The following is a 24,586-nucleotide window of genomic DNA, read 5'->3' on the forward strand; positions in this document are numbered from 1 at the left end:
AGTTCTCCTATTTGAGTCCGGTAATGGCGATGCCCTTGGTGACGTGGCGCTGGAAGGCCAGGAACATCACCAGCACCGGCAGCACGACGACGACCGCGCCGGCCATCAGCAGGCCGTAGTTCTGCGCGTTCTGTCCGGTCGAGTACAGCGCCAGGGCAACGGGAAGGGTGTACTTGTCCTCGGTCTGGGCGATCACCAGCGGCCAGAGGAAGTTGTTCCAGGAGCCGAGGAAGGTGAGGATGCCGAGCGTGGCCAGCGCGGGCCTGGTCAGCGGCAGCATGATCCGGGCGAAGATGCCCAGCTCGCCGCTGCCGTCGACGCGGCCGGCGTCCATCAGGTCGTCCGGCAGCCCGAGGAAGAACTGCCGCATCAGGAAGACGCCGAACGGCGAGACCAGGAACGGCAGGATCAGGCCGGGGTAGCTGTTCGCCAGCCCGGCGTTGGTGACGAGCACGAACAACGGGACGAACGTGACCATGCCCGGGATCATCAACGTGGCCATCACCAGCACGAACAGCGCGTTGCGGCCCTTGAACCGCAGCTTGGCCAGCGCGTACCCGATCATCGAGCAGAAGGTCAGGTTCCCGGCCGTCACGACCAGCGCGACCAGTGTCGAGTTGACGAAGTACCGCGGGAAGTTCGCCTTGCTGAACAGGTCGTTGTAGTTCTGCGTGGTCGCGTCCTGCGGCCACCACGTCGGTGGGACGCGGAGCAGTTCGCCCTGCGTCTTGAAGCTGCCGAGCACCATCCAGAGGAACGGCGCGGCCACGGCCACCAGGCCGAGCACCCCGATCAGGTAGATCCACCAGGTACGGCGCATCACTTCTCCCTCAGCAGCCGGAACTGGATGAACGTGATCACCGCGATCACGACGAACAGGATGTACGCCATCGCCGTGGCCAACCCGTAGTTGCCGAAGCCGAACTGGTTGTAGGTGTACATCGAGACCGAGATCGTGCTGTCCAACGGGCCGCCCTGGGTCATCACGAACGGTTCCTCGAAGAACTGCAGGTAGCCGATGCCGGTGGTCACGCTGGTGAACAGGATCGTTGGCCTGAGCAACGGCATGATCAGGTACCGGAATCGTTGCCAGGAGCTCGCACCGTCGATCTGGCCGGCCTCCTCGACCGACTGCGGGATGCCTTGCAGACCGGCCAGGAAGATGATCATCGCGGAGCCGAAGTTCCGCCAGACCGCCATCGCGATCAGCGACGGCATCGCCCACGTCTTCGACGCCAGCCAGTTGGGTCCGTCGATCCCGACCCAGCCGAGCACGGTGTTGAGGAGGCCGGAGTCGGGCGCCAGCACGAACCGCCAGATCACCGCGATCGCGACGATCGACGTCACCACGGGCAGGTAGTACCCGACCTTGAACAGCGCCTGGAACCGCTTGACCCCGCGGTCCAGCAGCACCGCGGCCGCCAGCGCCACCACCAGTGTCAACGGCACGCCGATCACGACGAAGTACGCCGTGTTGAACGCCGCCTTGCGGAACGTCTCGTCCTGGAACGCCTTGACGTAGTTCCCGAACCCGACCCCGTTCACCGAGAACGGCGTCCGCAGATCCCGCTGCCGGATATCGGTAAAACTCATCCCCAACGACCCAAGCACCGGCCCAGCCGTAAACGCCAGAAACAACAGCACAAACGGCAGGATCAGCACCCAAGCCGCCGCGGTCTGGCGATCGAGCCGCCCGGCACGGCGAGGGGCGGCGGCGCCGCCCGATCCAGCCGCCCGCGAGCGCCCCGCCCCAGCCGACGGCCGGGGTCCCGGGCCGCCTGCTAAGGCCTCCGGCCGGGCTCCCGGCTCCGCCGTTGCTCCGGCTTCTTCTCCCGCCCGCCCGCCGGGCCGCAGGCCCGGCGGGCGGGCGGTTTCTTTGGAGCTCATCAGCTACCGCCAGCGCCGATCTGCGTTGCTTTCGTCTGGATAGCTTTTGCGGTGTCGGCGGGGGACTGGCCGGCCTTGGTCATCTTTTCGATCTCGGAGTCGAACTGGGCCGCGATCTGCTCCCAGTTGACGATGGCCGGCGGCGCCTTCGCGTCGTCGAGTTGCTTGCCGAAGACCGGCAGCAGCGGGTCGGACGCGATGCTCGGGTCCTGCCACGCGCTCTTCACGGCCGGCAGGTCCGACGACATCTTGAACCACGAAGCCTGCGTCTTCGCGTCCGACAGCCACTTGACCAGCTTCCAGGCGCTGTCCTTGTTCTTCGACGACTTGAACACGACGAAGTCCGACCCGCCGACGAACGACGTCGCGGTCTTGTTCTTCGGCAGCTGGAACACGCCGATGTTCGGCTTGATCGCGTCCCCGCCCGCCTTCGCCACGGACCCGGCCATCCACGGACCGGAGATGAACATCGGCACCTGCCCGTTCACGAACTGCGCCTCGGTCTGGTTCGGCGGCAGGTCCGTCCCGGCGAGCTTGTCGGTGAAGAAGCTCTGGTAGTACTTGAGCCCCTCCTGCATCTCCGGCGTGTCGAACGTGAACGACTTCTGGTCGTCACTGGTGATGTTCGCCCCGGCGGACCACGCGAACGGCATCACGGTCTGCCAGGACCCGGTGCCGCCCGGCTGCAGGTTGATCCCGTACTTCGCGCCGGCCTTGTCCTTCATTGCCTTCGCCATCGCCTTCAGCCCGTCCCAGTCCGTCGGAGGAGTGCTGAAACCGGCCTTCGCGGCGAGATCCTTGCGGTAGAAGACCAGCCGCGTCTCGACGTACCAGGGAACGCCGTACTGCGTCCCGCCGACCTTCGTCGTGTCCAGCGCGCCCGGGTAGAAGCCCGAGTTATCGAAGCCCTGCGGGGTCGGGTCGAGCGCGCCGAGGTCGGCGAACTCACCCATCCAGGTGGTGCCGACCATCGCGGCGTCCGGCAGCGTGTTCGCGGTGATCGCGGTGGTGAACTTGCTGTGCGCCGCGTCCCACGGGATCGGCGTGACGGTCACGTTCACGCCCGGGTTGGCCTGTTTGAACTGCTCCATCAGTTTGGGCAGGTTCTCGCCCTCGGTGCCCATCGCCCAGATGGTCAGGTTCCCGGTCGCGGGTCCTTGGCTGACGGTCGTCGTAGCCTGTGAGCCCGCGTCGGGGGAGTCGCTCGACCGGCCGCAACCGGCAAGCGCCAGCGCGGTGGCGGTGAGTGCAGCGCTGCCGATCACCAGCCGGCGGCGGATGCTGTGGGTGAACATCTGTTGTCTCCTCACTCGGTTACATCCCCCGGTTCGTGCCGCAGCTGTCCCGCAGCACGAGTTGTGTCGCCAGTACGTCGTTCCGTGCGCGCGACCGTTCTCCGGTCACCCGCTCATGCAGGCGCTGCGCCGCCAGCCGCCCCAGTTCGGCCATCGGCTGCCGCACCGTCGTCAACCCAGGCGACACGTACCGAGCCGCCATCACGTCGTCCCATCCCGTCACCACAACCTCCTCGGGGACCCTGACCCCGTTGGCCGCCAGTACACTCATCGCGGCCAGCGCCAACTCGTCGTTCGCACACACCAGCCCGTCGGGCCGCGAACCGCTTGCCTGTAGCAACTGTTCGGCCACTGCCCGCCCGGACTCCTCAGTCAGCGGAACCTGGACCGGCTTCGGCACCTGCAGCCCGCGGGCCTCGAGTGCCTTCGCGAATCCGGCGTACCGCTCGGTGACGTCGTACCCGCTGGACGGATCGCCGACGAAGATCAGGTTGGTGCGGCCGTGGTCCAGCAGTCGGGTGGTCAGGGCCCGGGCGCTTCCCGCCGACTCGGTGCGGACCGAGTCGCAGCTGCGGAGGGGAGGATGGGCGATCAGCACCAACGGCACGCCGGCCTTCTGCAGCGCCTGGATCGTCGGCAGTTCGAGAGCGTTGCCGTGGACAACTATCCCGTCGACCCGGCCGGCCAGGTCCATCACACTGCGTCGCGGATCCGGGTTGCCGTGCGTCACGGTGATGATGACGCTCTGACCGTGCTCGCCGACCCAGCGCTCGTACCCCATCAGCAGATCCCCGTAGAACGGACCGGCGAGGTCCGGCAGCACGAGCCCGTGCGCCTCGTGCCGTTGTACGGCGAGACTCCGCGCGGCACGCAACGGTACGTAGTTGAGCTCCTGCGCCGCCTGGTCCACCCGCGCCCGCGCCTTCGCCGAAACCGGTCCGGTCCCTTGCAGGACACGCGAAACCGTCGCGATCGACAGCTTCGCGAGGGCCGCGACGTCGTAGATCGTCGCCGGCCGGCCGGTGGGTCCGGATGCCACGGTGCTCACTCCTGGAGGGAAAGTGGAAGCGCTTACAGTTTCGATACCCTGCCCTGGATCGTTCAAACGGTCAAGGGCTCACGCATCGTCGGCCGACGGTCTGCGAGGATGCAGGCGTGACCACACAGGAGCGGGACGACCGGGTCTTCCTGGTTCGGCACGGCGAGACCGAATGGAGCAGATCGGGTCGGCACACGTCCGTCACCGATCTCCCGCTGACACCCGAGGGCGAGCGTGTCGCGGCGGGGCTGAAGGAGCGCCTCGCGGGGGAGTCGTTCGACCTGGTGCTGACCTCACCGCGGCAGCGCGCGCGGCGTACGGCGGAACTGGCCGGCTACCCCGACGCCGAGGTCGACGACGACCTGGTCGAGTGGAACTACGGCGATTACGAAGGCATCACCACCGCGGAGATCCGCAAGACCGTCCCGGGCTGGACGGTATGGGACGATCCGGTACCCCACGGCGAAACGCCCGCCGAGATCACCGCGCGCCTCGACCGCGTCGTCGCCCGCATCGCCGCCGTACCGGGAGATGTCCTGGTCTTCGGCCACTCACACGCACTGCGCGGCCTCACCGCACGCTGGCTGGAACTCGACGTCACCGAAGGCCGTCACTTCGTCCTCAACACCGCCACCCTCTCCACCCTCGGCTGGGAACGAGGCTCCCCCGCCATCCTCCAGTGGAACAGCTAGGCACTTCGCGGAACCTTTCCCGCACTACCTGGCAGAAATGTTCCGGAGATCCACGACGGGACAAGTTGGGGAGCATGGGGTGGCGGTGAGAAACGGATTCGTCCGGCGGAGCACCCGAAGGACCTGTACGGCGGCCTCGCACGGGCGATCGGTGACGTCGAACCAGCCGTAGCGCAGCGTCGCCTCGGCGCGCAACGTTGCGCGGTTGTCCCGGTCCAGGTCCCGCCACCGTTGCCGCGGCACGAGGTGAAGGCGCCCATCGAGCTCCACCACCAGATTGAATCCGGCGTAGAAGACGTCGGTGAACTCGCCGTCCACGGCGCGCTGCCGTTGCCCGCGCGGCAGCATGTGCCGGCGTTCGACGTCCCGCAGGTAGCGGATCTCCAGCAGCGAGTGTGATCCGGCAACCACATCGGCGATGATCGGCCGCAGCTTGCCGCGGTGCCGCAGCCGCGGGCGATCGGCCAGCGAGTTCAGAATGTCCGCCGGAACCACCCGGCCGCTCTGGCACGCCTCGGCGATCACCGCGGCGGCGTGGTCGAGCGATGGACTGATACCCACGATGTCGAGGACGGCGTCGGCTGGGGTACGCCGGGGTGGGGCGACCGGCGCGAGTCGGTCGGCCCAGTGCGGGTCGCGGTGCACGACGATCCCGGACCGCGGCCGGACCTTCCGGCGCTCCGGAACAGTCACGAAGACGGGCCGATGGGCGTCCGGTTTCAGCAGACCGAGTTGCTCCGCGGCGGTGTAGTGGCTCCACGCTGCCTCCGGTCCGGCGTACAGCAGCGCGGCCAGCAAGCGTTCGCTGTATCCGATCGGTCCGGTGTGGGTGACGTAGACGCCGGGATGAACGGTCCGCCAGCGCCTGTTCCGCAGCGGTCTGCGAATGCGGTGGTCCGGCCAGGCAGCAGCGAGCAGCTGGGCTCGCGAGACGATCTGCCCTTGCTCGTGGATCAACTCGTCGATCCCCTTGTCGCGCAACGGCCCGCTCCACCACCACTCCACCCGCCCCAGGATGACGGATTCCGCGCGCTCTCGCCGTACGCCCTGTGGACAACCTCGCCGACGGTTGATTCCCGGAAGTTTTTCGGCAGCGGCCGGCTATTTGTTTCCGATGAAACGGCTGACGAGGGTTTCGAGGCGCGCCTGGTGGTGGGTGGAGCGGAGGCGGCGGCCGTGGGTGAGGGTGGCGATGCCGTGGAGGGCGCTCCAGAAGACCTCGGTGAGGCTTTCCGGGTCGTCAGTCGCGAAAGGTTCCACCACGGCGCGGATCTCGTTGAATGCGTCGGTGAGTGACGCCGGCGTCTCCGACCGGCCGAACTGCAGGTCGGTTCGGCGGACGAACATCGCTTCGTAGACGGCCGGGTGCTGGTCGGCATATTCGAGATAGGCCTGCGCCAGCGCGCGCAGCCCGGCCGTGTCGTCCGTCGCGCTCGAGCGGGCGGCGCGGAAGACCTCGGTCAGCTCCGCGATGCCTTCCAGGGCGACCGCGTCGGCGATCGCGTCCATGTTCTTGAAGTGGCCGTACAGGACGGGCTGGCTGTAGTCGACGGCTTCGGCCAGCCGGCGGGTGGTGACGGCGTCCCAGCCCTCGGACTCGGCGAGGTCGCGGGCGGCGCGGAGGATCAGCGTACGGCGCTCCTCGCGAGCCCGCTCGCGGCGTGTCTGGGTTGGCATGCTCTGAATCCTAGCACTGCTAGACAATCTAGCAACGGCAATGTTAGCGTTGCTAGGAAAATTAGCAACGCTAGATCAAGGAGAATCCCATGCGCCGCTTCACCACCGTCCTCACTGTTCTCATCGGCCTCTTCCCGCTCACCTTCGGCACGCAGTTCCTGTTCGACGGGCCTGCCGCCGGAGCCGGGTACGGGATCACGGCCGCCGCCGGCGGCTTCTTCGTGGCCAAGGGCATCCGCGACATCGTGCTCGGCCTCAACCTGCTCGCGCTGTTCGCGCTCAAGCAGCGCCGCGCCACCGGCGTACTGATGGCGATCAGCACGCTCGTCCCGATCGTGGACATGATCACGGTCCTGAGCCACGGCGGTACAGTCGCTACCGCGCTCGGCATCCACGGCCTGACCGCGCTGGTGATGCTCTTCGACGCGTCCCTCCTGCTCCGCGAGCGCCGCACCGTCGAGACTCCTCAGCCCGTCGGGGCCCACTCGTAGAGCTCGATCGTGCAGTACTCCCGGAACCCGAGCCGCTCGTACACCGACCGCCCGGCCGGCGAAGATCCCAGTACGGCGTACTCCGCGCTCGCGTCGCGGAGTGCGCCGTACGTGATCGCGGCCCCGATCCCGCGACGGCGTACCTCCGGAACTGTCATCACGAAGTACAGCCCGGCCACACCCGCTCCGAGGAAGACTGTCGCGGTAGCAACCGCCTCACCGTCGAGCCACCCGATGTAGTGCTGCCAAGGGTCGTCGTACCCGAGCTTCTGGTAGACCGACGCCACCCATCGGGCCTCGCGCTCACCCTCGCCGAATCCGCGGCCGAGCGTCGCCTCCCACACCGCCAAAGCGTCGTCATCACCAACCCGCGTGAGCGACAACCCAGGCACTTCGGCCGGAACCAGCTCGTCGATCCGCACCGCCATCCCCGGCTCCGAGCCGGCCGCCACAAAGCCTGCCGTCTGGATTGCTTCACGCGGGATCTGCATCGACGGACCGGCATGCCAACAGCCCGGCACCCCGTGTTTCCTCAACAAGGCAAGGGATTCCGCGGCTGCGCGTACGTCGGACGCCGCCACGACCGCGTTGTGGTAATCGATGGGCGACCCACCGATCGTCCATCGCGCGACGGCGTCGTCCCGCTGCTCGCCGCCACCGGCACCGCCCATCGCCATCAGCAAGTCGGCCGCGTTGTCCTCGATCGCCCGCACCAGCTCAGCGTCGTCCATCCGCCAAGTCTGGCCTGTCAGGCGAAGGCGGCGCGATTGGTTTCCACCCACCCGCGAAACGTCCCCGCCGGCCGCCCGAGCACCCGCTCGACGTCATCCGTCACCGTCCGCGCCCCGCCATCGCGAACCAACTCCGCACCCCGGAGCGCAACCGAGACGAACGCCTCGTCCAACCCCGCGGCCCGCAGTTGCTCCGCATAAGCCTCCAGCGGTACGTCGACCACGCGCAACGCCTGTCCGAGTACGTCGGACATCACCGCGACCTGATCCGGAACGCTCAGCAACTCCGGCCCGGTCAACGTGTAGGTCTGCCCGTCGTGATCGCCGGATACCAGTGCTGCCGCGGCAACAGCCGCGACATCACGTGGATCGACGAACGCATGCTCGCCGTCCCCGGTCTGGTTGGGGACCGGCTGCCCGGCGCGCATCGCCGGCAACCACCGCAGTACGTTCGACGCGAACCCGGCCGGCCGCAGGATCGTCCACGCCAACCCGCTCTCGCGGACCGCACGTTCCCCGTCTGCGTGCCAGTTCCCCGGCAGCTCGTCGTCAGTACTCCCGATCGCCGACAGCTTGACGAGCTTGCTCACACCGGCGTCGACGGCGGCCGCGACCATGGCCCGGTCGTGCTCCGGAACCCGAGGCCCTGGCGCACTGAGCATGAACAGCGTGCCTGCGCCATCGATTGCCTTCCGCAACGAATCGGGATCGTCGAAATCCCCTCGTACGAAACCGGGCAGCTCCCTGCGCGTCATCCCGAAAGCCGGGATGCCGGCGGCAACCAGTTGACGGAGGAGCTCAGTGCCGATGGTGCCGGTCGCACCCGTAACCAGGATCATGACGCCACCCTGCCCAGCCCGGACCTCCGCTGGATAGGAACTTTCGGTACTACGGTCCGCCCGGCCGACTGGCTACGCTCTAAGTGTGCACGACCCGTGGATCGAGACCGTTACGCTGAAGCCAGCGACCACCCCGGTCACCGTCCTGCCGCCCGACCCGGCGACCACGGTGGTCTGGCGGATGACACGCGCGGGGGACAGCGACGTACTCATCGCAGGACCGCGGACGAAGGCGTCGTACCATCGCACGAAGGAACTGCCGGTATGCGTGCGCCTCCGGATCCGCCCGGGACGCGTGATGACCCTGCTCGCCACGGCCGCGGACGAGCTGGTCGACCGGACCGTCCCGCTGGAGGACGTCATCGGCCCGTCGAACCTTGCCGAGCAGCTGATCTGCTATCGCGACCGGCCGGCCGAGGCGGTCGAGGTTCTCCGCGGCTTCCTGGTGGACCAGTTGCCGTCCCGGCTGCCCGGCCGGCTGGAGCTTGTGACCAATGCGGTCGCCGAGCTGTCTGGCAAGATCCAGCCGCGGGTCGCCGAGACGGCGGCCGGGCTCGGGGTGAGCGAGCGCTACCTGCGACGCGTGTTCCGTCAGGACGTCGGCGTCTCACCCAAGCATTTCGCTCGAATCACCCGCGTGCGCGGCCTGATCGATCAGGCTCGCCGGCCGTGGGCCGACACCGCGGCGTACGCCGGATACACCGACCAGTCGCACCTGATCGCGGACTTCCGCTCGTTGATGGGCGTCACGCCGAAAGCGTTCGCCGCCGGCCACGTCCCGCTCAGCACCTGCTGAGTCAGCCCGGCAACGCGTTCCACTGTTCCAACGTGGAAACGAGTAGCGTTGCGGTGGACAACGCCAGGAACTCGGACCGCGTGACGTAGCGAGCGTCCGAGGCGTCGTCACCCGCGGTGAGCGTCCCGCCGACAGCCGTGGCCTCGTAGTCGCGGATCACGTAGAGCTTTCCCCGTGGACCGGGCCGTTCGACCTCGCCGACCAGGTCCCCGACCTCAACGGTCAGACCGGTCTCCTCGGCGACCTCGCGGGCGACCGCGGTGGGGTCGTCCTCACCGGGTTCGACCCGGCCGCCCGGAATCGACCACAGCCCCCGGCCCGGCTCGTGCGCCCGCTTCACCACGAGCAGCCGGCGCTCCTCGTCGTACACGAGGGCTCCCACACAGTCGACGCGCTCCATGCACCCGAAGGATAGGTGTTCTGTGCATAAGTGCCAGGGCTCATCGGTGAACGCCTATAGCATCAGCGGTGACAACTGACCGGCGAAGGGACCCGTAGACCTCGTGCGCATCGACCTGCACACCCACTCGAACCGCTCGGACGGCACCGATCCGGTGCCCGTTCTGATGACGCACGCGCAGCAGGCGGGGCTCGATGTGATCGCGCTCACCGACCACGACACGGCCGACGGCTGGGTCGAGGCCCGGCAGGCCGCGGAGGAGCTGGGGATCGGGTTCGTGCCGGGGCTCGAGATCTCGTGCAAGCTCACCGGGATCAGCGTCCACCTGCTCGCGTACCTGCCCGACCCGTCCTACCCGCCGTTGGCGAAGGACCTGCAGGTGATCCGCGACGGCCGCACCGAGCGGATCCCGACGATCGTGGCCCGGTTGAACAGCATCGGCGTACCGCTGACCGTGGAGGAAGTGCTGGCCCAGGCGACCGGTACGCCGTCGGTCGGCCGGCCGCATGTCGCCGACGCGCTGGTCGCCAACGGCACGGTCGCGAACCGCACCGAGGCCTTCGACCTGTATCTGGCCGACGGCCGCGCCGGGCACGTCTCGCACTACGCCCTCGAGCCCGGCCACGCGATCGATCTGGTTCGCGAGGCCGGCGGCGTACCGGTGATCGCGCATCCGTGGGGCCGGTCCAGCTACAAGGTGATGACCGAGGAGAACCTGGCAAAGCTGGTCGATGACCACGGTCTGGCCGGTATCGAGGTCGACCACCAGGACCACTCGCCCGAATCCCGGACGGCGTTGCGTGCGATCGCCCGCAACCTGGGCATCTTCTACACCGGCTCCAGCGATCACCACGGCGCCGGGAAGATCGACCACGAGCTGGGCGTCAACAGCACCGAGCCGGAGCAGCTGGAGCGGCTCCTCGAAACTGCGAAGAACAACGCGGCCGCCTCCGGTGCACAGGTTCCCGAGGCCTACCTTCCGTGAACAGCGTCATCAACGCGGGTCTGTTCAGCTCGGTCTTCGTCACGTTGTTCGTGATCATGGACCCGCCGGGCACCGTGCCGGTCTTCATCTCGCTCACCGCCGGTCAGTCCCGGGCGGCCCGGAAGAAGGCAGCGTGGCAGGCGGTGCTGGTCGCGTTCGGCGTGATCGTCGTGTTCGCGGCGTTCGGTCAGCAGATCCTGCAGCACCTCGGCATCACGCTGCCCGCGCTGCAGTGTGCCGGCGGCCTGCTGCTCCTGCTGATCGCGCTGCAGTTGCTGACCGACACCGCCGAGGACCCGGTCCAGACCAAGAACGTGAACATCGCCTTCGTCCCACTCGGTACGCCGTTGCTCGCCGGACCGGGTGCGATCGTCGCGACGATGGTGTTCGTGCAGCGCGCGAACGGATCGCTGCCGGACGTGGTCGCGATCTCGGTCGGCATCGTCGCGATCCACATCGTGATGTGGCTGACGCTGCGGTTCTCCGGCGTCATCATGCGGATCCTCGGCGAGAACGGCGTCCTGCTCGTCACCCGGATCGCCGGTCTGCTGCTGAGCGCGATCGCCGTACAGCTCGTGGCCGACGCCGTCGCGGACTTCATCAAGGCGGGCTGACGTGAACGACATGCTTCCCGGGATGCCGACGCGGCTGTTCGTGGCGACGCCGACCAAGCTGCTGACGTTCGCGGACTGCAAGCGCAGGTACCGCTACACCTACCTCGAGACCCCGCGCCCGCCGAAGGGTCCGCCCTGGGCGCACAACACCGTCGGTGCGATCGTCCACGAGGTGCTCGCCGACTTCTTCGGGCGCTGGCCGGCCGCCCGTCGTACGCCGGACGAGGTCGTCGCGAAGATGCGATCGAGCTGGCGGAGCGAGGGCTTCCGCGACGAGCAGCAGTCACTGGACTGGCGCGATCGCTCGACCGAGATGGTCCTCGGCTACCTGCGGGACACCGACCCGTACTACGAGCCACGCGGAGTGGAGCGCACCGTTGCCTTCACCACCGAAAGGGCGTCGTTGCGCGGCCGGGTCGACCGGATCGACGAGCGCCCGGCCCGCGACGGCAGCGGCGGGACCGAGCTGGCGATCGTCGACTACAAGACCGGCCGGCGGCCGCTGACCGCTGTCGATGCGCGGTCGTCGTTGGCGATGGCTCTCTACGTCCTCGGAGCCCGCCGCGTCTTGCACAAACCCTGCACTCGCGTAGAGCTCCACCACCTCCCGACCAACACCGTCGCCGCTGCCGACCACGACGAGGCGTCCCTCGGCCGCCATCAGCGCCGCGCCGAGTCCATGGCCGACGACGCCGCAGCCGCCGAGGCCCGGTGGCGCGAAGGCCTGACCCCCGCCGAGGCCGACGAGGCCTTCCCGCCCGAGCCGTCCGCGCTCTGCGGCTGGTGCGACTTCGCCCGGATCTGCCCCCAAGGCCGCCGCGAATCCCCACCCCGCGACCCCTGGTCCGGCCTCGACGAAGGCAACGAGCTCCCGATCGCCGACGCCGGCTGATCCCCTCCCTGGCTGATCCTCTCCCTGGCTGATCCTCTCCCTGGCTGCACCTCTCAGGGGTCAACCCCTCAGATTGCCGGTTGCGGACGCGGATTCTCCTTCCGCAACCGGCGTTTTCGGGGGTTGACCCCCGAGCGTGACATCGGACGAGAGTCGCGTGCCAGCGCCGTGTGCGGCCGGTGCCAGCGTTGCGCTGGACCCTGAGGGTGGATGAAAGGGGTTCGCGTGATGGGTGCGAAGACTGTGAACAAGCTCGTGGTGCCGGGGGCAACGCTGCATTACGAGGTCACCGGCTCGGGGCCGGTGCTGCTGCTGATCGCCGGCGACGGAGCCGATGCCGGCGTGTTCACGGGGATGGTCGGGCAGCTCGCGGCGGAGTACACGGTCGTGACGTACGACCCGCGGGGCAACTCCCGCAGCCGGTACGACGGTGACGCGACGGACGAGCGCGTCCGGCAGTCGGCCGAGGATGCGCTCGCTCTGATCGACGTGGTCGGCGACGGCGCTGCGGGCGAACCGGCGTACGTGTTCGGTAGCAGTTCGGGAGCGATCACCGGCCTCGAGCTGATCACGCGGTTCCCGGACCGGGTCCGCATGCTCGTGGCGCACGAGCCGCCGTGCACCGAGGTGCTGCCGGACGCGGACGACGCGAGGGCGTTCTTCGGCGAGGTGTACGAGACCTACCGTACGGACGGGCTGACGGCGGCCGACGTGGTGTTCATGATGGGCACCGGGATGGACGGCGACGCGATGCCGCCGCTGGAGGACCTGCTGCCGGAGTACCGCGAGCTCGCCGAGCGGATGCAGGCGAACGCGGCCAACTTCTACGAGCACAAGCTGTTGCCGTTCACCCGCTACGAGCCCGATCTGGATGCGCTGAAGCGGGTCGCGGACCGGATCGTCCCGGCGGCCGGGCTGGATTCGCACGCGCACCTGCCGGGGCGGCCGATAGAGGTCATCGCGAACCACCTCGGCTGGCCCGTGGTGCTGTTCCCCGGCGGGCACGGCGGCTACTCGAGCCACCCGGGTCCGTTCGCCACCCACCTGGCTCATCTGCTCAAGACCGACACGGTTTAACCTGCGGCCACCGGTCCGGGTGCGAGTCTGAGGGGTCTCGGACCCGGACCGGTTATTTGTATTGACGCCTCCGCGGACCGCGGCGTAGCGTCCCTTCCCTGCCTTGACAATCGGCGTGGTTCAACCATGCCTTCACAGTGGTGTCCGTACCCCCGGGTCCTGACGGATCCGGGGCGGTTTCGCGTGCCGCTGTGCCCTCGGACACCACCAGGAGTGCGAGAGGAGGTCTGCAATGGGCGTGTATTGGGCGATCGCAGTGCGGTCCTTCCGGCGGTTCGCGACGTACCGGATCGCCACCGTGTCCGGCACGTTCACGAACTCGGTGTTCGGATTCATCCTGTGCGGCATCTACCTGACGCTGTGGCACGAGCGCCCCGGCCTCGGCGGGTACGACGTCGACGACGCGCTGACGTTCGTGTGGCTTCAGCAAGGACTGCTGATGTCGGTCGGGATCTGGGGCGCCACGACGACGAGTGAACTGGGGGAGCGGGTCCGCAGCGGTGAGATCGCGGTGGATCTGTACCGGCCGACGCACCTGCTGCTCTGGTGGCTGTCGGTCGACCTCGGGCGGGCGTTGTTCCAGTTGCTGGCGCGTGGCGGGGTGCCGTTGCTGGTCGGAGCGCTGGTGTTCGACCTCAAGTTCCCGTCGACACCGATGGCGTGGCTCGCGGTCGCGGCCGGTGTGTTCCTGGCGATCCTGATCAGCTTCGCGATCCGTTACCTGGTGGCGCTGTCCGGGTTCTGGATCACCGACACGCGGGGTATGGAGCAGTTGGCCCTGGTGCTGGCGACCTTCTTCTCGGGGATGGTCCTGCCGCTGGTGGTGTTCCCGGGCTGGATCGGACAAGTCGCCCGGGCGACGCCATGGGCCGCGACGATGCAGGTGCCGATCGACATCTGGCTCGGCCGGAGCCCCGGCGGGACGGGTTCGGCGCTGCTGTTCCAGCTGGGCTGGATCGCGGTGCTGTTCCTGTTCGCGCTGCTGGTGACGTCGGTGGCGACCCGGAAGGTGGTGATCCAGGGTGGTTGAGCGCGTGCTCCAGGCGCCGTCGCAGTACTGGATGCTGATCATGATGTGGGTGCGGTCCTCGATGGCGTACCCGGCGTCGTTCTTCCTGATGCTGTTCAGCTCGATGGTGCTGACGGTGATGGACTTCGTCGCGATCGTGCTGATGTTCAGCCACATCTCGTCGTTCGGCGGGTTCTCGCTGCCGGAGATGGGGTTGCTCTACGCAACGGCCTCGATGACGCTCGGGATCGCGGACCTGTTCACCGGGTCGATCGAGCGGGTCGGGGAGCGGATCCGGACCGGGACGTTCGACGCGTACCTGATCCGGCCGGTGCCCGCGTTCCTGCAGACCGCGGCCGACGGGTTCGCGCTGCGGCGGCTCGGCCGGCCGGTGCAGGCGCTGGTCGTGATGGTGTTCGCCTTCAGCCGGCTCGACGTCGACTGGACAGTTGCCCGCGGCATCATGTTGGGGGTGTCGATCGTGGCCGGATCGGTGATCTTCGGCGCGATCTTCGTGCTCGGCGCCGCGTTCCAGTTCGTGTCGGTGGATTCCGCGGAGCTGGCCAACTCGTTCACGTACGGCGGGCAGACGCTGACGCAGTACCCGCTGGCGGTCTTCGGGAAGGAGATCGTGCGGGCGGTGACGTTCGTCGTACCGCTTGCCTTTGTCAACTACTACCCGGTGCTGTTCCTGCTGGGTAAGCCGGCCCCGCTGGGGTTGCCGTCCTGGATCGGATTGCTGTCGCCGCTGGTCGCGGTCGTCATGGTCGCGCTCGCGTCGCTGGCCTGGCGCGGCGGTCTTCGTCGCTATCGCAGTACAGGGAGCTGAGATGTCTGTCATCGAGTTGTCGGATGTGTCGCGGGCGTTCACGGTCACGTCGCGGGCCGGGTTGCGGCGTACCAGACGCGAGGTGCGCGCGGTCGACGGGATGTCGTTCACCGTCGAGCCGGGGGAGGTGATGGGCTACATCGGCCCGAACGGCGCCGGGAAGTCCACCACGATCAAGATGCTGACCGGGATCCTGGTGCCGTCCGGCGGCTCGATCCGGGTCGCCGGCGTGGATCCGTCCCGGAACCGGCTGAAGCTGGCGAAGCGGATCGGAGTGGTGTTCGGGCAGCGTACGACGTTGTGGTGGGACCTGCCGTTGAAGGATTCGTTCGCGGTCCTGCAGAAGATGTACGGCGTTCCGTTGGCTCGTCATAAGGAGAACCTGGCGACCTTCGTGGAGCTGCTGGATCTGGGCGATCTGCTCGACGTACCCGTTCGTCAGCTGTCGCTGGGTCAACGGATGCGCGGCGACATCGCGGCCGCGCTGCTGCATGATCCCGAGATCGTCTACCTCGACGAGCCCACCATCGGCCTGGACGTGATCAGCAAGGCCCGGCTCCGCGAGTTCCTGGCCGAGATCAACGCCGCCCGCCGTACGACGATCATCCTCACCACCCACGACCTGGACGACATCGAGGCCCTCTGCACCAGGGTCATGGTCATCGACCACGGCCACCAGATCTTCGACGGCACCCTCGACGGCCTGAAGTCCAGCCAGTCCGCCCCTCGCACCCTGGTCGTCGACCTCGCGACCTCGCTCCCACCGATCGCCGTAGAAGGCGCCACCGTCACCAAGGTCGACGGCCCCCGCCAGCACCTGACCTTCCCACCCACTACCAGCGCCGCCCCCCTCCTGGCCCAGATCGCCGCCAACTACCCCTTGGTCGACCTCTCCGTAGCCGAACCCACCATCGAATCCGTCATCACCCAGCTCTACGCCCCAGCATCCTCGTAGCCTGCGGCTAGGCGAGGTCCGCGGCCATCGAGGCGAAGACGACCTCGGGATCCATGCCCTTCGGATCTTCACGCCACCGCTGAACCGGTCCCGGCAACTCCGCTTCGTCGACCGTCCCCACCCCGGCCTGGATGAGCCGCTTGGCCTCAGCGATCCCGATATCGACGTACTGCAGCTCATTCAGAAAGTAGTAGTCGTGCCGAGCGCCCTCGTTGTAGTGGAACTTCCCGGTGTTCCCGACGTACGTCCACACATCCTCGTCCACCAGGGCCGCCACCCACAGCTCCTTCTCCCCGTCCTTGACCAAGAACAACCGCGTCATCGTGAAGTCCCATTCTGTCGATGCCGGCAGCCGCTACTACTCGGTGTACCCGGCGGCGATGGAGAGTACGTCGGCGGGGTCGAGGGGGTTCGGGTCGGCGCGCCAGTCGACGAGGGAGTCGCTGTGTTCGTCCTCGTCGAGGGTGCCGACGCCCTGGCTGATCAACCGGCGCGCGTCAGCTGGACCGATCGGCTCGTAGGTGAACCAGCGCTCCATGTAGTAGTCGTTGCGCAGGGCATTGTTGTTGTGGAACTTCCCGGTGTTCGCGACGTACGAGTACATGTGCTCATGCGCCAACGCGGCCACCCACACCAGCCGGTCGTCCTCTTTCACCAGGTAGAGCTTCATCGCGCGATCCCCTCGCCTCGGTCCTGATCTGTCCTCGGTCGTCTTCCCGGTCCGGTCGCGGCGGGTCGTCGGTTGGTCACCATTTGTCTGGAGTCACTGTAGTTGTGAACCTTGACGCGTCTTCCGCCCAGCTCGGTGAGGGCGTCGATCCCGGGCGGCGTCGGGAGCTGAGCGGATGCGTCCACGCACTTCTGACGTGCGGCGGTCCGCTCGTCGTCGGAGGTGGTGAGACTGCGTTCGACCTCGTACCAGCGGGTTGTGAGCTCCTTGACCTCGGCGGACCTGACGGAGTGCCATTGCACCTCGAGCCGATCGATATCCGGCGTGCGGAAGTGGGCGTGGATGCCTTTGTACCGCGAGCCGTCCGTGTAGGAATGCATCGCGTACAGAACCCGCCACCCCTGAGCCGTCAGAGCCTCGGTCGTACTGCGCGTCGACGCGACAAGCTCGTCGGGCGACTGGGTCAGCACGGTGTACCGGAGGAGATCCTCGACCGGGTTCCGGTTGTTCGCGTCGGACCAGGTTCGGAGCTTGCGAGCCAGCGACTCCGGGGATTTCACCCGGCGGCTGAGCTGGTACGGCGAGCTGCCGGCGGGAATCGAGCCGAGGAACTGGGCGGTGACTCGTGGTTCGATCTCAGCTGTTTGCCGGAGCAGTTCGATGCTCTTCGTCGCCGCCTTCGTGCCGTAGCGCCTTGCCATGTCAGCCGGGGCGAGCGGGTCGTCCCCCCAGTCGAGTGGGCGGCCGGCCTCGAAGACCCGACGGAGGGCAGCGAGGTCCGGCGGATGATCCGGCCCGCATGGCATCTGGTTCCCCCTTGGTCTGTGTGGCTTTCTTTGACCGTAGGGAATTGGGTGGGGGCTGTGGGGTGGGTTTGGGGATCTGTGGATAACTCGGGTGGGTTACAGAAGGGGGTGGGGGGTGACGTCGGGGGTGGTGGGGTCGTTGGAATGCGGGTAAGGACCCAACCGGGCGGGTGATTCGGGGGTAGAGAAGGTATGCCGACGATGACGGGTGGGCCTGTGGCCGGTGTGACGGTGCCTCCGGGGGACGGGCCGGGGTTCGCACAGTGGGTGCGGCCGCATCTGGTCGCGATGGCTCGGCTGGCGGCGCGGCTGGCAGTTGGGGCGGATCGGGACGACATCGTGCAGGAGGCGCTCGCGCGGGCGTGGTCCAAGCGCTCGCAGTACGACGCGAGCCGCGGCACCCCGTCGGCCTGGCTGCTCGCGATCACCGCCGACCAGGCCCGCAAAGCGGTACGCCGGATGCGCACCGGCCCGTCCTTGTCGCTGATCGACGCGCCCGACGCTGCACCGGTGTCCCGTCCGGATCTCGACGCGCGGATGGATGTCGACCACGCCATCATGTCGCTGTCCGAGCGGCAGCGGCTCGCGGTCGACTGTTACTACTTCGCCGACCTGTCGATCGCCGACACGGCAGCCGTGATGGGCTGCTCCGAAGGCACCGTCAAGTCGACCCTCTCGGACGCCCGCTCGCGGCTCCGCACCTTGCTGGAGGTCACAGAATGAAGCCGACCGACGAGATCGACGACCTGCTGACGCGGGCGGGCGCTCGGTGGCGGGCCGATCAGGAGGCGCCGCCCGAGCCCGATCTCGAGTACATGCTGAGCGGCGGTCGTAAGCCCCGCCGCTGGGTCCCGGCACTCGCCGCCGCCAGTGTGGCGGTCGTTGCCGCTGGCATCATCGCCGTACTCCCGAACCATCAGGACCAGCCGCAGAGTCCGCCGCAGTCGATTGCCCAAGGCAACCACCAGCCGAACGACGAGCAGCTGGTCAAGCCCGGCGACAAGGTGCAGGTGAGCGGCCGGATCGTCGCAGCCCCGGGCAAGCTGCCGGTCTTCTGTCTGCCGCTGCCGGAGACGTTGATCGGCTACTTGCCCGGCAAGGAGCCGGCGCCGAACTGCCCCGACGACGCCGCGGTCAAGCTCAAGGGCCTCAAGCTCGACCAGATCGGCGGCCTGACCACAACCAAGGGCGTCAGCGTCGGCCACGCAACGGTCACCGGTGTCTGGCGCGACGGCACGATCGACGTACAGACGCAGTCGCCCACGGTCGAGCCAGAGCCTTCCGATCTGCCGAAGCTCCCATGCGCCGCGCCGGCCGGAGGCTGGCCGTCGAAGCCGAGCAACATCGCCTCCGCCGCGGTGAAGGCGTTCCTCGCCGCGAACGCCGCTCAGGCGTACGGCCCCGTCGCCTATTACCCGAACGGAACGTCGCGCAACGCGCCTGTCGTGATGATGGTCGGCGTGGCGCACGGGGATGTCGCCGCGTTCCGTGCCGCCTTCGAGAAGGTCTACAGCGGGAACCTCTGCGTGACGCCTGTCCTGATGAGCAACGCAGACAGTGACAGGGTCAGGACCGAGCTGGACACGATCTTGAGCAAGCAGCACCTGGGCGTCTACATGAGTGGCGGCGCCGACGGGATGACTGGCGGCCCCGCACCGATTCACCTGCTTGTGTACACCGAGCAGGTGAAGGCCGCCCTCGCCCCGGTCGGCCTGGACCTGCTCGACATCGAGCCGCAGGTGCGGCCGGTGGGCTAGGCCTGGGTCGCCAGGCTCGGGTAGTCGTGGAAGAAGTCGACCAGCAGGCGGGCGGTCGCGGCCGGCTGATCGATGGCCGGTGAGTGACCGGCGTCGGGGACGACCTCCGCCTTGACTCCGAGCGCCGCGGCCATCGCCTGCTGCACACGGATCGGCCAGCCGTCGTCGGTCTCGCCGTGCAGGACCTGTGTGCGTACGCCGGACTTGGCGAGCTGATCGGTCTTGTCCTCGGCGTCCGTCAGCCGGCGGGTGATCTCGGCGAGGCTGAGCGGCACGTTGCTGGTGAAGCGCGTCCGCAGGAAGGCGGCGACGTCCTCCGGCGGAGCGACGTACCCGGGGGCCTCGCGGTCGTGTCCGAGCTTCAGGTCGTACACCTGCTCGATCGGCAGGTTCTCCAGCCCGAACGCCAGCATCTGCAGACTCTGCACCGTCTGCTCATCGGTGAACGCGGCCGGCCCGGAGCAGAGCAGTGTGATCGTGGAGAACACGGACGGGTCGGTCAGCACGGCCTCTCGCGCAACCAGTCCACCGAACGAGTGCCCGACCAGTTGGCTGTAGCCGCCGAGTGCCTTGCTCATCGCCACCACGTCCGCGCCGAGCTCAGCCAGCGAGTACGCCGACTTGTCCGCCGGACCGGCCGTCTCGTACTGACCGCGCTGGTCGACTGCCACAGTCCGCCACCCGTACCGGCAGAGGTGGTCGACCAGAGGGGTGAAGTCCTCTTTGCTCCCGGTCCACCCCGGCACCAGCAGGACAGTGCCGAGCGGCGTACCGATCTGCGGTACCGCGGTGAGCGTGGCGAACGAGCCACGATCGGTCTCGAGCGTCTCGGGGTGCACCCCGTCGGGCAGCGTCAGCGTACGCGGCGTACTCACAAGTCAAGAGGGTAACCGCTGCGTTGGTCCGCCCCTGTAGGAGGCCGTTCCGCAGTGCGGCACAATGGCCGGGTGCCTCGCACTCTCGCGGTTGCCAATCAGAAGGGCGGCGTGGCCAAGACGACCACCGTCGCCACCCTCGGCGCAGCCCTGGGCGAGCTCGGCCAACGGGTACTGCTCGTCGACCTGGACCCGCAGGCGTGCCTGACGTTCTCGGTCGGCATCGACCCAGAGGACCTGGACAAGTCGATCCACCACGTGCTGCGCGGCGGCGTGAAGGCGCGGGACGTGCTGGTCGAGTTCGACGACGCGCCGGACCTGGTGCCGGCCACGATCGAGCTGGCTCACGCCGAGGTGCAGCTGGCCCGCGAGACCAGCCCGGAGCAGGTACTGCGGACCGCGCTGCGGCCGCTGCGTTCGTCGTACGACTGGATCATCGTGGACTGCCCGCCGACGCTCGGCCTGCTCACCGTGAACGGGCTGTCGGCGGCGTCCGACGTACTGATTCCCTTGCAGTGCGAGACCTTGGCACATCGTGGCGTAGGGCAACTACTTGACACCGTGTACGACGTCCAACGGCTGACCAACCCCGGCCTGCACGTCCTCGGCGTGCTCCCGACGCTGTACGACGGACGCACGACGCATGCCCGCGCGGTGCTGGACACGATCGCGGACACTTACTCGCTCGAAGTACTGCAGCCGGCGATCCCGAAGTCGATCCGGTTCGCGGAGGCTCCGGCGCTCGGCGAGACCATCCTCAGTACGGCGCCGGCCTCGCCCGGTGCCAAGGCCTACCGGGCGTTGGCCGGCGCGCTGCTTCACTGACCTGCGGTTGGCTGCTTGCGCTGCAGCCGGTGCCGGAACCGCCACAGCGGTACGGCGATGATCGCGAGCAGCACGAGGAAGGGCAGCATGGCGCCGACCGCGGTCGCGAGCGCCGAGAAAACGGCGGTGAACGCGTTCCAGCCGCCCTTCAGACCGGCCAGGAAACCCTTGTCCTGCGTGGGTTCGGTCTGCACCGGCGGCTTGCCCTTCTCAGTCAGCGTCAACGTCAGCGTCGCGAGATCGGTCTGCAGGGACAGGTTCTTCTGCTTGGCCAGGAGCGCTTCGAGGTCGGACTCGCGCCGGGTGAGTTCGCTCTCGACCGAGACGATCTCGGCGATCGTGTTCGCCTTCGTCATCAGCGCGCGCATCCGCTCGAGGCTGGCGCGCTGGGACTCGATCCGGCTGGCGACGTCGACGACCTGCTCGGTGACGTCGGTGGACTCCTGGTGGATCTGCAGGCGTTTGCCCAGGTCGGAGAGCCGCTGGACCGCGGTCTCGAACGACTTGGTCGGGACCTTGAGGACGAGGTTCGCCCGGGTGACCTTGCCGTCGGGGTCGCTGCCGGTGTCCTCGGACGAGACCTGACCGTCCAGGCCCGCGATCGCGAGGACCGCCTTCTGGCGCATGTCCGCGACGTCGTCACCCTCGACGGTCAACGAACCGGTCTTGATGATCGCCCGCGTGAGCGTCGGGTCGTCGGTGCCACTCGCCTGGGACTTCCCGGCCTGTGGCTGCGCGGGGGCCTGCGGCTTCGCATTGCTCGCGCTGCCGTCGCTTGCCTCGGCGCCCTGCTTCTGCGCGGGCGCGGCTTCGCTCGTCCCGCTGTCGTTGCCGCTGGCTCCACAGCCGGACAGCAGCACGATCCCCGCTGTGGCCAGCACGGCTGTTACCGCTCTGATCCGCCCCATCACCCAGCCCCTCTCTCGTGGTTACCGCCCTAGGACGGCCCACGCGGGGCTGGGTGTTGCAGCCTCAGATCACTGTTCGGAAACAGTCACTCCGGCGCGCTGAAGATCGGCGTCGTCGCCGGTCCGGCAGCCTTCTTCGCAGGCGCCTTCCGAGCCCGCTTGACCGGCTTCTCGCCGGCGGTCGCCTCAGTGGTCGGCTCGGTTGCGCTCGCTTCAGTCGCCGGCGCAGCGGTCTTCGCCGCGGCGGTCTTCCGGGGCCGCGTCCGCTTGGCCGGCTTGTCGCCGGCATCCGCCTCGGTCGCCGGTTCGGCTACCTTCGCTGCCGCGGTCTTCCGCGTGCGCGTCCGCTTCACCGGCTTCTCGGCCGCGCCCGCTGCCTCGCCGGCGGCTGACTCTGTTGCGTTGGCTTCAGCACCCGGCTCAGCTGCCTTCACGGCAGCGGTCTTCCGCGTGCGCGTCCGCTTCGCGGGCTTGTCGCCCGCATCGCCCGCCTCGGCGGGGGCCTGACCGGTCGGCTCAGCTACCTGGACGTCGGACGCCTGCTCCTGCTTCGCCTCGGCTGCCTTCTCCGGCTTCGCCTCGGCAGCCTGGGTGTCGGCTTCCGGCTCCGCCGCGGCGGTCTTGCGGGTGCGGGTCCGCTTGGCCGGCTTCTTCTCGGCCGGTGCCTCGGTCACCTCGACCTCAGCTGCCGACCCGACGGCCTGCGCCTGCGGTGCATCCTGTGCATCAGCCGACTCGACAGCCTGCGCCTGCGGGGCGTCCTGTGCCTGAGCCGACTCGACGGTCTGCGCCTGTGGTGCCTCGGCCGACTTCCGGGTGCGGGCGCGCTTGCGGGGCTTGCGGTCCTCGTCCTGCACGGCCTCGGTGGCCGGCGGGACCTCGGTCCTGGTGGTGACGTCGGCGAGCTCCTCGACCGGCTGCCCGGCCCGGGTGCGCTTCCGCGTCCGGTTCCGCTTCCGCCCCGAGCGCGCTCCGTCCCCGCCAGACCGGCCCTCGGACCGATTGTCGGAACGACCCTCGGACCTGTTCTCCGCGCGCCCCTCGGAGCGGCCCTCGGAGCGGCCCTCGGAGCGACCGCCGGAGCGACCCTCGGACCGTTCCGACGTACCGCCGCGACGACCGCGCGGTGCGTCCTCGCGCGACTCACGGGCCTCGCGGGCCTGCGGTGCGCGGATCCGGCCCTTGGCGTCCGACGGGATGCCCAGGTCGTGGTACAGCTCCGGCGACGTGGAGTAGATCTCCTGCGGGTCCTCGTACGGCAGGTCGAGCGCCTTGTTGATCACCTTCCACCGGGTCACGTCCGGCCAGTCGACGAAGGTGACGGCAATGCCGCTCGCCCCCGCGCGCCCGGTCCGCCCGATCCGGTGGATGTAGGTCTTCTCGTCCTCGGGGCAGGTGTTGTTGATGACGTGCGTGACGCCCTCGACATCGATCCCGCGCGCCGCGACGTCAGTACAGACCAGTACGTCGATCTTGTCGCCGCGGAACCGGGTCAGCGCCCGCTCGCGCGCCTGCTGGTTCAGGTCACCGTGGATCGCGGCCGCCTTGAACCCGCGGTCCTGCAGGTCGTCGGTGAGCCGGGAGGCCTCGCGCTTGGTCCGGCAGAAGATCATCACCCGGCCGCGGTCCTCGGCCTGCAGGATCCGCGCCACCACCTCGGGCTTGTCCAGATCGTGCGCCCGGTAGACGAACTGTGCCGTGGTCGGCACCATCTGGGTGTCTTCGTGCGACTCGGCGCGGATGTTCAGCGGGTGCCGCATGTGCGTCCTGGCCAGCCCGATGACGGCCGACGGCATCGTTGCCGAGAACAACATCGTCTGCCGCAGCTCGGGAGTCTTGCGCAGAATGCGTTCCACGTCGGGCAGGAAGCCCAGGTCGAGCATCTCGTCGGCCTCGTCGAGGACGAGCACCTTGATGTGGCCGAGGTCGAGAACGCCCCGGTTCGCCAGGTCGAGCAGGCGTCCCGGCGTACCGACGACGACGTCGACGCCGCTCTTCAGCGCGTCCAGCTGCGGCTCGTACGCAACGCCGCCGTAGATGGTCAGCACGCGCACCGTGCGCACGGTGGACGCGGTCGTCAGGTCCTTGGCGACCTGGATGGTCAGCTCGCGGGTCGGGGTGACGACCAGCGCCTGCGGCTTGCCGGGAGCGGCGAGCTCCTCGTAGTCGGCCTCGCCGGGGGAGATCGTGCGCTGCAGCAGCGGAATCCCGAAGCCGAGCGTCTTGCCGGTCCCGGTGCGGGCCTGGCCGATCAGGTCGGTGCCCATCAGGGCGACGGGGAGTGTCATTTCCTGGATCGGAAACGGCTCCACGATGTTGACGCGGTCGAGCGCGTCGCAGATCTCGGGCAGCACGCCGAGCTCTCGGAAGGTGGTCAGGCTGATCGCCTCTCACATGCTTGTGCGGACAGATTGCTCAGGGGCCGGGCGCCTTGTTACCTGAGGCGCGGGGACACTGTGCAAGCACCTCGCACCAGCTTGCCCATCTGGGCGCGTCACCGGCGAATCGCCCACCAGTGTAACCGCTCAACCTGTCAA

At 68.4% G+C, this 24,586-nt stretch carries 28 protein-coding genes; 13 read left to right on the forward strand and 15 right to left on the reverse strand.

Annotated elements, in window-relative coordinates:
• Positions 1-7: 7 nt before the first annotated feature.
• The 4 genes from EV653_RS32590 to EV653_RS32605 all read right to left on the reverse strand — a co-directional run bounded on the left by EV653_RS32590 (position 8) and on the right by EV653_RS32605 (position 4,230).
• Positions 8-820 (reverse strand): carbohydrate ABC transporter permease, encoded by an 813-nt coding sequence (locus tag EV653_RS32590; protein WP_134108610.1) that lies wholly within the window; start codon positions 818-820, stop codon positions 8-10.
• Complete coding sequence (locus tag EV653_RS32595; RefSeq protein WP_238160581.1) at positions 820-1,593, reverse strand: carbohydrate ABC transporter permease; 774 nt, start codon at positions 1,591-1,593, stop codon at positions 820-822. Before EV653_RS32595 ends, EV653_RS32590 begins: the two co-directional genes overlap by 1 nt.
• Positions 1,594-1,886: 293 nt before the next feature.
• Positions 1,887-3,182 (reverse strand): sugar ABC transporter substrate-binding protein, encoded by a 1,296-nt coding sequence (locus tag EV653_RS32600; RefSeq protein ID WP_134108614.1) that lies wholly within the window; start codon positions 3,180-3,182, stop codon positions 1,887-1,889.
• A 19-nt stretch (positions 3,183-3,201) separates the two neighbouring features.
• Entirely contained in the window at positions 3,202-4,230 is a 1,029-nt protein-coding gene (locus EV653_RS32605; RefSeq protein ID WP_238160582.1) for a LacI family DNA-binding transcriptional regulator, read from the reverse strand.
• Positions 4,231-4,337: 107 nt separating this feature from the next.
• On the opposite strand from EV653_RS32605, the gene EV653_RS32610 reads away from it, so the two are divergent.
• On the forward strand, positions 4,338-4,913 hold the full coding sequence (locus EV653_RS32610) for a histidine phosphatase family protein (RefSeq protein WP_238160583.1): 576 nt from the start codon (positions 4,338-4,340) through the stop codon (positions 4,911-4,913).
• 24 nt (positions 4,914-4,937) lie between these two features.
• On the opposite strand, the gene EV653_RS32615 is transcribed toward EV653_RS32610, so the two are convergent.
• Together EV653_RS32615 and EV653_RS32620 are read right to left on the reverse strand one after the other, a co-directional pair.
• The gene (locus EV653_RS32615; protein ID WP_134108620.1) at positions 4,938-5,918 is read right to left on the reverse strand and encodes a hypothetical protein; all 981 of its coding nucleotides are present in this window, start codon (positions 5,916-5,918) and stop codon (positions 4,938-4,940) included.
• Between the two features lie 96 nt (positions 5,919-6,014).
• A complete protein-coding gene (locus EV653_RS32620; protein ID WP_134108622.1) occupies positions 6,015-6,590 on the reverse strand; it encodes a TetR/AcrR family transcriptional regulator in 576 nt (191 codons plus the stop codon).
• An 89-nt stretch (positions 6,591-6,679) separates the two neighbouring features.
• Here EV653_RS32620 and EV653_RS32625 point away from each other — a divergent pair, with 89 nt between their 5' ends.
• Positions 6,680-7,081, forward strand: a complete 402-nt coding sequence (locus tag EV653_RS32625) for a DUF4267 domain-containing protein (protein ID WP_134108624.1) — start codon at positions 6,680-6,682, stop codon at positions 7,079-7,081.
• On the opposite strand, the gene EV653_RS32630 is transcribed toward EV653_RS32625, so the two are convergent.
• Positions 7,057-7,812 (reverse strand): GNAT family N-acetyltransferase, encoded by a 756-nt coding sequence (locus EV653_RS32630; RefSeq protein WP_134108626.1) that lies wholly within the window; start codon positions 7,810-7,812, stop codon positions 7,057-7,059. The genes EV653_RS32625 and EV653_RS32630 overlap by 25 nt on opposite strands.
• 17 nt (positions 7,813-7,829) lie before the next feature.
• Entirely contained in the window at positions 7,830-8,651 is an 822-nt protein-coding gene (locus tag EV653_RS32635) for an NAD(P)H-binding protein (protein ID WP_134108628.1), read from the reverse strand.
• Positions 8,652-8,736: 85 nt separating this feature from the next.
• Here EV653_RS32635 and EV653_RS32640 point away from each other — a divergent pair, with 85 nt between their 5' ends.
• Positions 8,737-9,447 carry a helix-turn-helix domain-containing protein gene (locus tag EV653_RS32640; protein WP_134108630.1) on the forward strand — a complete coding sequence of 237 codons (711 nt, stop codon included), beginning with the start codon at positions 8,737-8,739 and terminating at the stop codon, positions 9,445-9,447.
• Position 9,448: 1 nt separating this feature from the next.
• Here EV653_RS32640 and EV653_RS32645 read toward each other — a convergent pair whose 3' ends face one another.
• Complete coding sequence (locus tag EV653_RS32645) at positions 9,449-9,847, reverse strand: NUDIX hydrolase (RefSeq protein ID WP_134108632.1); 399 nt, start codon at positions 9,845-9,847, stop codon at positions 9,449-9,451.
• 103 nt (positions 9,848-9,950) lie between these two features.
• Here EV653_RS32645 and EV653_RS32650 point away from each other — a divergent pair, with 103 nt between their 5' ends.
• From EV653_RS32650 to EV653_RS32680, 7 genes are all read left to right on the forward strand, one after another.
• Complete coding sequence (locus tag EV653_RS32650; RefSeq protein ID WP_134108634.1) at positions 9,951-10,832, forward strand: PHP domain-containing protein; 882 nt, start codon at positions 9,951-9,953, stop codon at positions 10,830-10,832.
• Positions 10,829-11,446 (forward strand): MarC family protein, encoded by a 618-nt coding sequence (locus tag EV653_RS32655; protein ID WP_134108636.1) that lies wholly within the window; start codon positions 10,829-10,831, stop codon positions 11,444-11,446. Before EV653_RS32650 ends, EV653_RS32655 begins: the two co-directional genes overlap by 4 nt.
• 10 nt (positions 11,447-11,456) lie before the next feature.
• Positions 11,457-12,338: a RecB family exonuclease gene (locus tag EV653_RS32660; protein WP_238160649.1), complete on the forward strand. Its 882-nt coding sequence runs from the start codon at positions 11,457-11,459 to the stop codon at positions 12,336-12,338.
• 228 nt (positions 12,339-12,566) lie between these two features.
• Entirely contained in the window at positions 12,567-13,415 is an 849-nt protein-coding gene (locus EV653_RS32665) for an alpha/beta fold hydrolase (protein WP_134108640.1), read from the forward strand.
• A gap of 232 nt (positions 13,416-13,647) precedes the next feature.
• Entirely contained in the window at positions 13,648-14,445 is a 798-nt protein-coding gene (locus EV653_RS32670; RefSeq protein ID WP_134108642.1) for an ABC transporter permease, read from the forward strand.
• On the forward strand, positions 14,438-15,253 hold the full coding sequence (locus EV653_RS32675) for an ABC transporter permease (RefSeq protein ID WP_238160584.1): 816 nt from the start codon (positions 14,438-14,440) through the stop codon (positions 15,251-15,253). The genes EV653_RS32670 and EV653_RS32675 overlap by 8 nt, the downstream gene beginning before the upstream one ends.
• 1 nt (position 15,254) lies before the next feature.
• Positions 15,255-16,208 carry an ABC transporter ATP-binding protein gene (locus tag EV653_RS32680; RefSeq protein ID WP_134108644.1) on the forward strand — a complete coding sequence of 318 codons (954 nt, stop codon included), beginning with the start codon at positions 15,255-15,257 and terminating at the stop codon, positions 16,206-16,208.
• A 7-nt stretch (positions 16,209-16,215) separates the two neighbouring features.
• Here the strand turns inward: EV653_RS32680 and EV653_RS32685 are convergent, their stop codons facing one another.
• From EV653_RS32685 to EV653_RS32695, 3 genes are read right to left on the reverse strand one after another with little or no spacing between them, the layout of a single operon-like run.
• The gene (locus tag EV653_RS32685; protein ID WP_134108646.1) at positions 16,216-16,530 is read right to left on the reverse strand and encodes a hypothetical protein; all 315 of its coding nucleotides are present in this window, start codon (positions 16,528-16,530) and stop codon (positions 16,216-16,218) included.
• A 36-nt stretch (positions 16,531-16,566) separates the two neighbouring features.
• The gene (locus EV653_RS32690; protein WP_134108648.1) at positions 16,567-16,878 is read right to left on the reverse strand and encodes a hypothetical protein; all 312 of its coding nucleotides are present in this window, start codon (positions 16,876-16,878) and stop codon (positions 16,567-16,569) included.
• Complete coding sequence (locus EV653_RS32695) at positions 16,875-17,684, reverse strand: hypothetical protein (RefSeq protein WP_134108650.1); 810 nt, start codon at positions 17,682-17,684, stop codon at positions 16,875-16,877. Before EV653_RS32695 ends, EV653_RS32690 begins: the two co-directional genes overlap by 4 nt.
• 201 nt (positions 17,685-17,885) lie before the next feature.
• On the opposite strand from EV653_RS32695, the gene EV653_RS32700 reads away from it, so the two are divergent.
• Together EV653_RS32700 and EV653_RS32705 are read left to right on the forward strand one after the other, a co-directional pair.
• The gene (locus EV653_RS32700) at positions 17,886-18,407 is read left to right on the forward strand and encodes an RNA polymerase sigma factor (RefSeq protein WP_134108652.1); all 522 of its coding nucleotides are present in this window, start codon (positions 17,886-17,888) and stop codon (positions 18,405-18,407) included.
• Positions 18,404-19,441: a hypothetical protein gene (locus EV653_RS32705; protein ID WP_134108654.1), complete on the forward strand. Its 1,038-nt coding sequence runs from the start codon at positions 18,404-18,406 to the stop codon at positions 19,439-19,441. The genes EV653_RS32700 and EV653_RS32705 overlap by 4 nt, the downstream gene beginning before the upstream one ends.
• Here EV653_RS32705 and EV653_RS32710 read toward each other — a convergent pair.
• Positions 19,438-20,316 (reverse strand): alpha/beta fold hydrolase, encoded by an 879-nt coding sequence (locus tag EV653_RS32710; RefSeq protein WP_134108657.1) that lies wholly within the window; start codon positions 20,314-20,316, stop codon positions 19,438-19,440. The two genes, EV653_RS32705 and EV653_RS32710, sit on opposite strands and share 4 nt — an antisense overlap.
• 72 nt (positions 20,317-20,388) lie before the next feature.
• On the opposite strand from EV653_RS32710, the gene EV653_RS32715 reads away from it, so the two are divergent.
• Positions 20,389-21,141: a ParA family protein gene (locus tag EV653_RS32715; RefSeq protein ID WP_134108659.1), complete on the forward strand. Its 753-nt coding sequence runs from the start codon at positions 20,389-20,391 to the stop codon at positions 21,139-21,141.
• Here the strand turns inward: EV653_RS32715 and EV653_RS32720 are convergent.
• Positions 21,135-22,049, reverse strand: a complete 915-nt coding sequence (locus EV653_RS32720) for a DUF4349 domain-containing protein (RefSeq protein ID WP_134108661.1) — start codon at positions 22,047-22,049, stop codon at positions 21,135-21,137. The two genes, EV653_RS32715 and EV653_RS32720, sit on opposite strands and share 7 nt — an antisense overlap.
• A gap of 86 nt (positions 22,050-22,135) precedes the next feature.
• Positions 22,136-24,403 carry a DEAD/DEAH box helicase gene (locus EV653_RS32725; protein ID WP_202871928.1) on the reverse strand — a complete coding sequence of 756 codons (2,268 nt, stop codon included), beginning with the start codon at positions 24,401-24,403 and terminating at the stop codon, positions 22,136-22,138.
• Positions 24,404-24,586 lie beyond the last annotated feature (183 nt).

The organism is Kribbella pratensis, assembly GCF_004365355.1.
Classification (GTDB): domain Bacteria; phylum Actinomycetota; class Actinomycetes; order Propionibacteriales; family Kribbellaceae; genus Kribbella.

Excerpts from the sequence above, each read along its gene's own strand:
- EV653_RS32590 (WP_134108610.1), bottom strand. The coding sequence starts at position 820 with ATGCGCCGTACCTGGTGGATCTACCTGATCGGGGTGCTCGGCCTGGTG.
- EV653_RS32595 (WP_238160581.1), bottom strand. The coding sequence starts at position 1,593 with ATGAGTTTTACCGATATCCGGCAGCGGGATCTGCGGACGCCGTTCTCG.
- EV653_RS32600 (WP_134108614.1), bottom strand. The coding sequence starts at position 3,182 with ATGTTCACCCACAGCATCCGCCGCCGGCTGGTGATCGGCAGCGCTGCA.
- EV653_RS32620 (WP_134108622.1), bottom strand. The coding sequence starts at position 6,590 with ATGCCAACCCAGACACGCCGCGAGCGGGCTCGCGAGGAGCGCCGTACG.
- EV653_RS32625 (WP_134108624.1), top strand. The coding sequence starts at position 6,680 with ATGCGCCGCTTCACCACCGTCCTCACTGTTCTCATCGGCCTCTTCCCG.
- EV653_RS32630 (WP_134108626.1), bottom strand. The coding sequence starts at position 7,812 with ATGGACGACGCTGAGCTGGTGCGGGCGATCGAGGACAACGCGGCCGAC.
- EV653_RS32635 (WP_134108628.1), bottom strand. The coding sequence starts at position 8,651 with ATGATCCTGGTTACGGGTGCGACCGGCACCATCGGCACTGAGCTCCTC.
- EV653_RS32645 (WP_134108632.1), bottom strand. The coding sequence starts at position 9,847 with ATGGAGCGCGTCGACTGTGTGGGAGCCCTCGTGTACGACGAGGAGCGC.
- EV653_RS32660 (WP_238160649.1), top strand. The coding sequence starts at position 11,457 with ATGCTTCCCGGGATGCCGACGCGGCTGTTCGTGGCGACGCCGACCAAG.
- EV653_RS32665 (WP_134108640.1), top strand. The coding sequence starts at position 12,567 with ATGGGTGCGAAGACTGTGAACAAGCTCGTGGTGCCGGGGGCAACGCTG.
- EV653_RS32670 (WP_134108642.1), top strand. The coding sequence starts at position 13,648 with ATGGGCGTGTATTGGGCGATCGCAGTGCGGTCCTTCCGGCGGTTCGCG.
- EV653_RS32680 (WP_134108644.1), top strand. The coding sequence starts at position 15,255 with ATGTCTGTCATCGAGTTGTCGGATGTGTCGCGGGCGTTCACGGTCACG.
- EV653_RS32685 (WP_134108646.1), bottom strand. The coding sequence starts at position 16,530 with ATGACGCGGTTGTTCTTGGTCAAGGACGGGGAGAAGGAGCTGTGGGTG.
- EV653_RS32690 (WP_134108648.1), bottom strand. The coding sequence starts at position 16,878 with ATGAAGCTCTACCTGGTGAAAGAGGACGACCGGCTGGTGTGGGTGGCC.
- EV653_RS32695 (WP_134108650.1), bottom strand. The coding sequence starts at position 17,684 with ATGCCATGCGGGCCGGATCATCCGCCGGACCTCGCTGCCCTCCGTCGG.
- EV653_RS32700 (WP_134108652.1), top strand. The coding sequence starts at position 17,886 with ATGACGGGTGGGCCTGTGGCCGGTGTGACGGTGCCTCCGGGGGACGGG.
- EV653_RS32705 (WP_134108654.1), top strand. The coding sequence starts at position 18,404 with ATGAAGCCGACCGACGAGATCGACGACCTGCTGACGCGGGCGGGCGCT.
- EV653_RS32720 (WP_134108661.1), bottom strand. The coding sequence starts at position 22,049 with ATGGGGCGGATCAGAGCGGTAACAGCCGTGCTGGCCACAGCGGGGATC.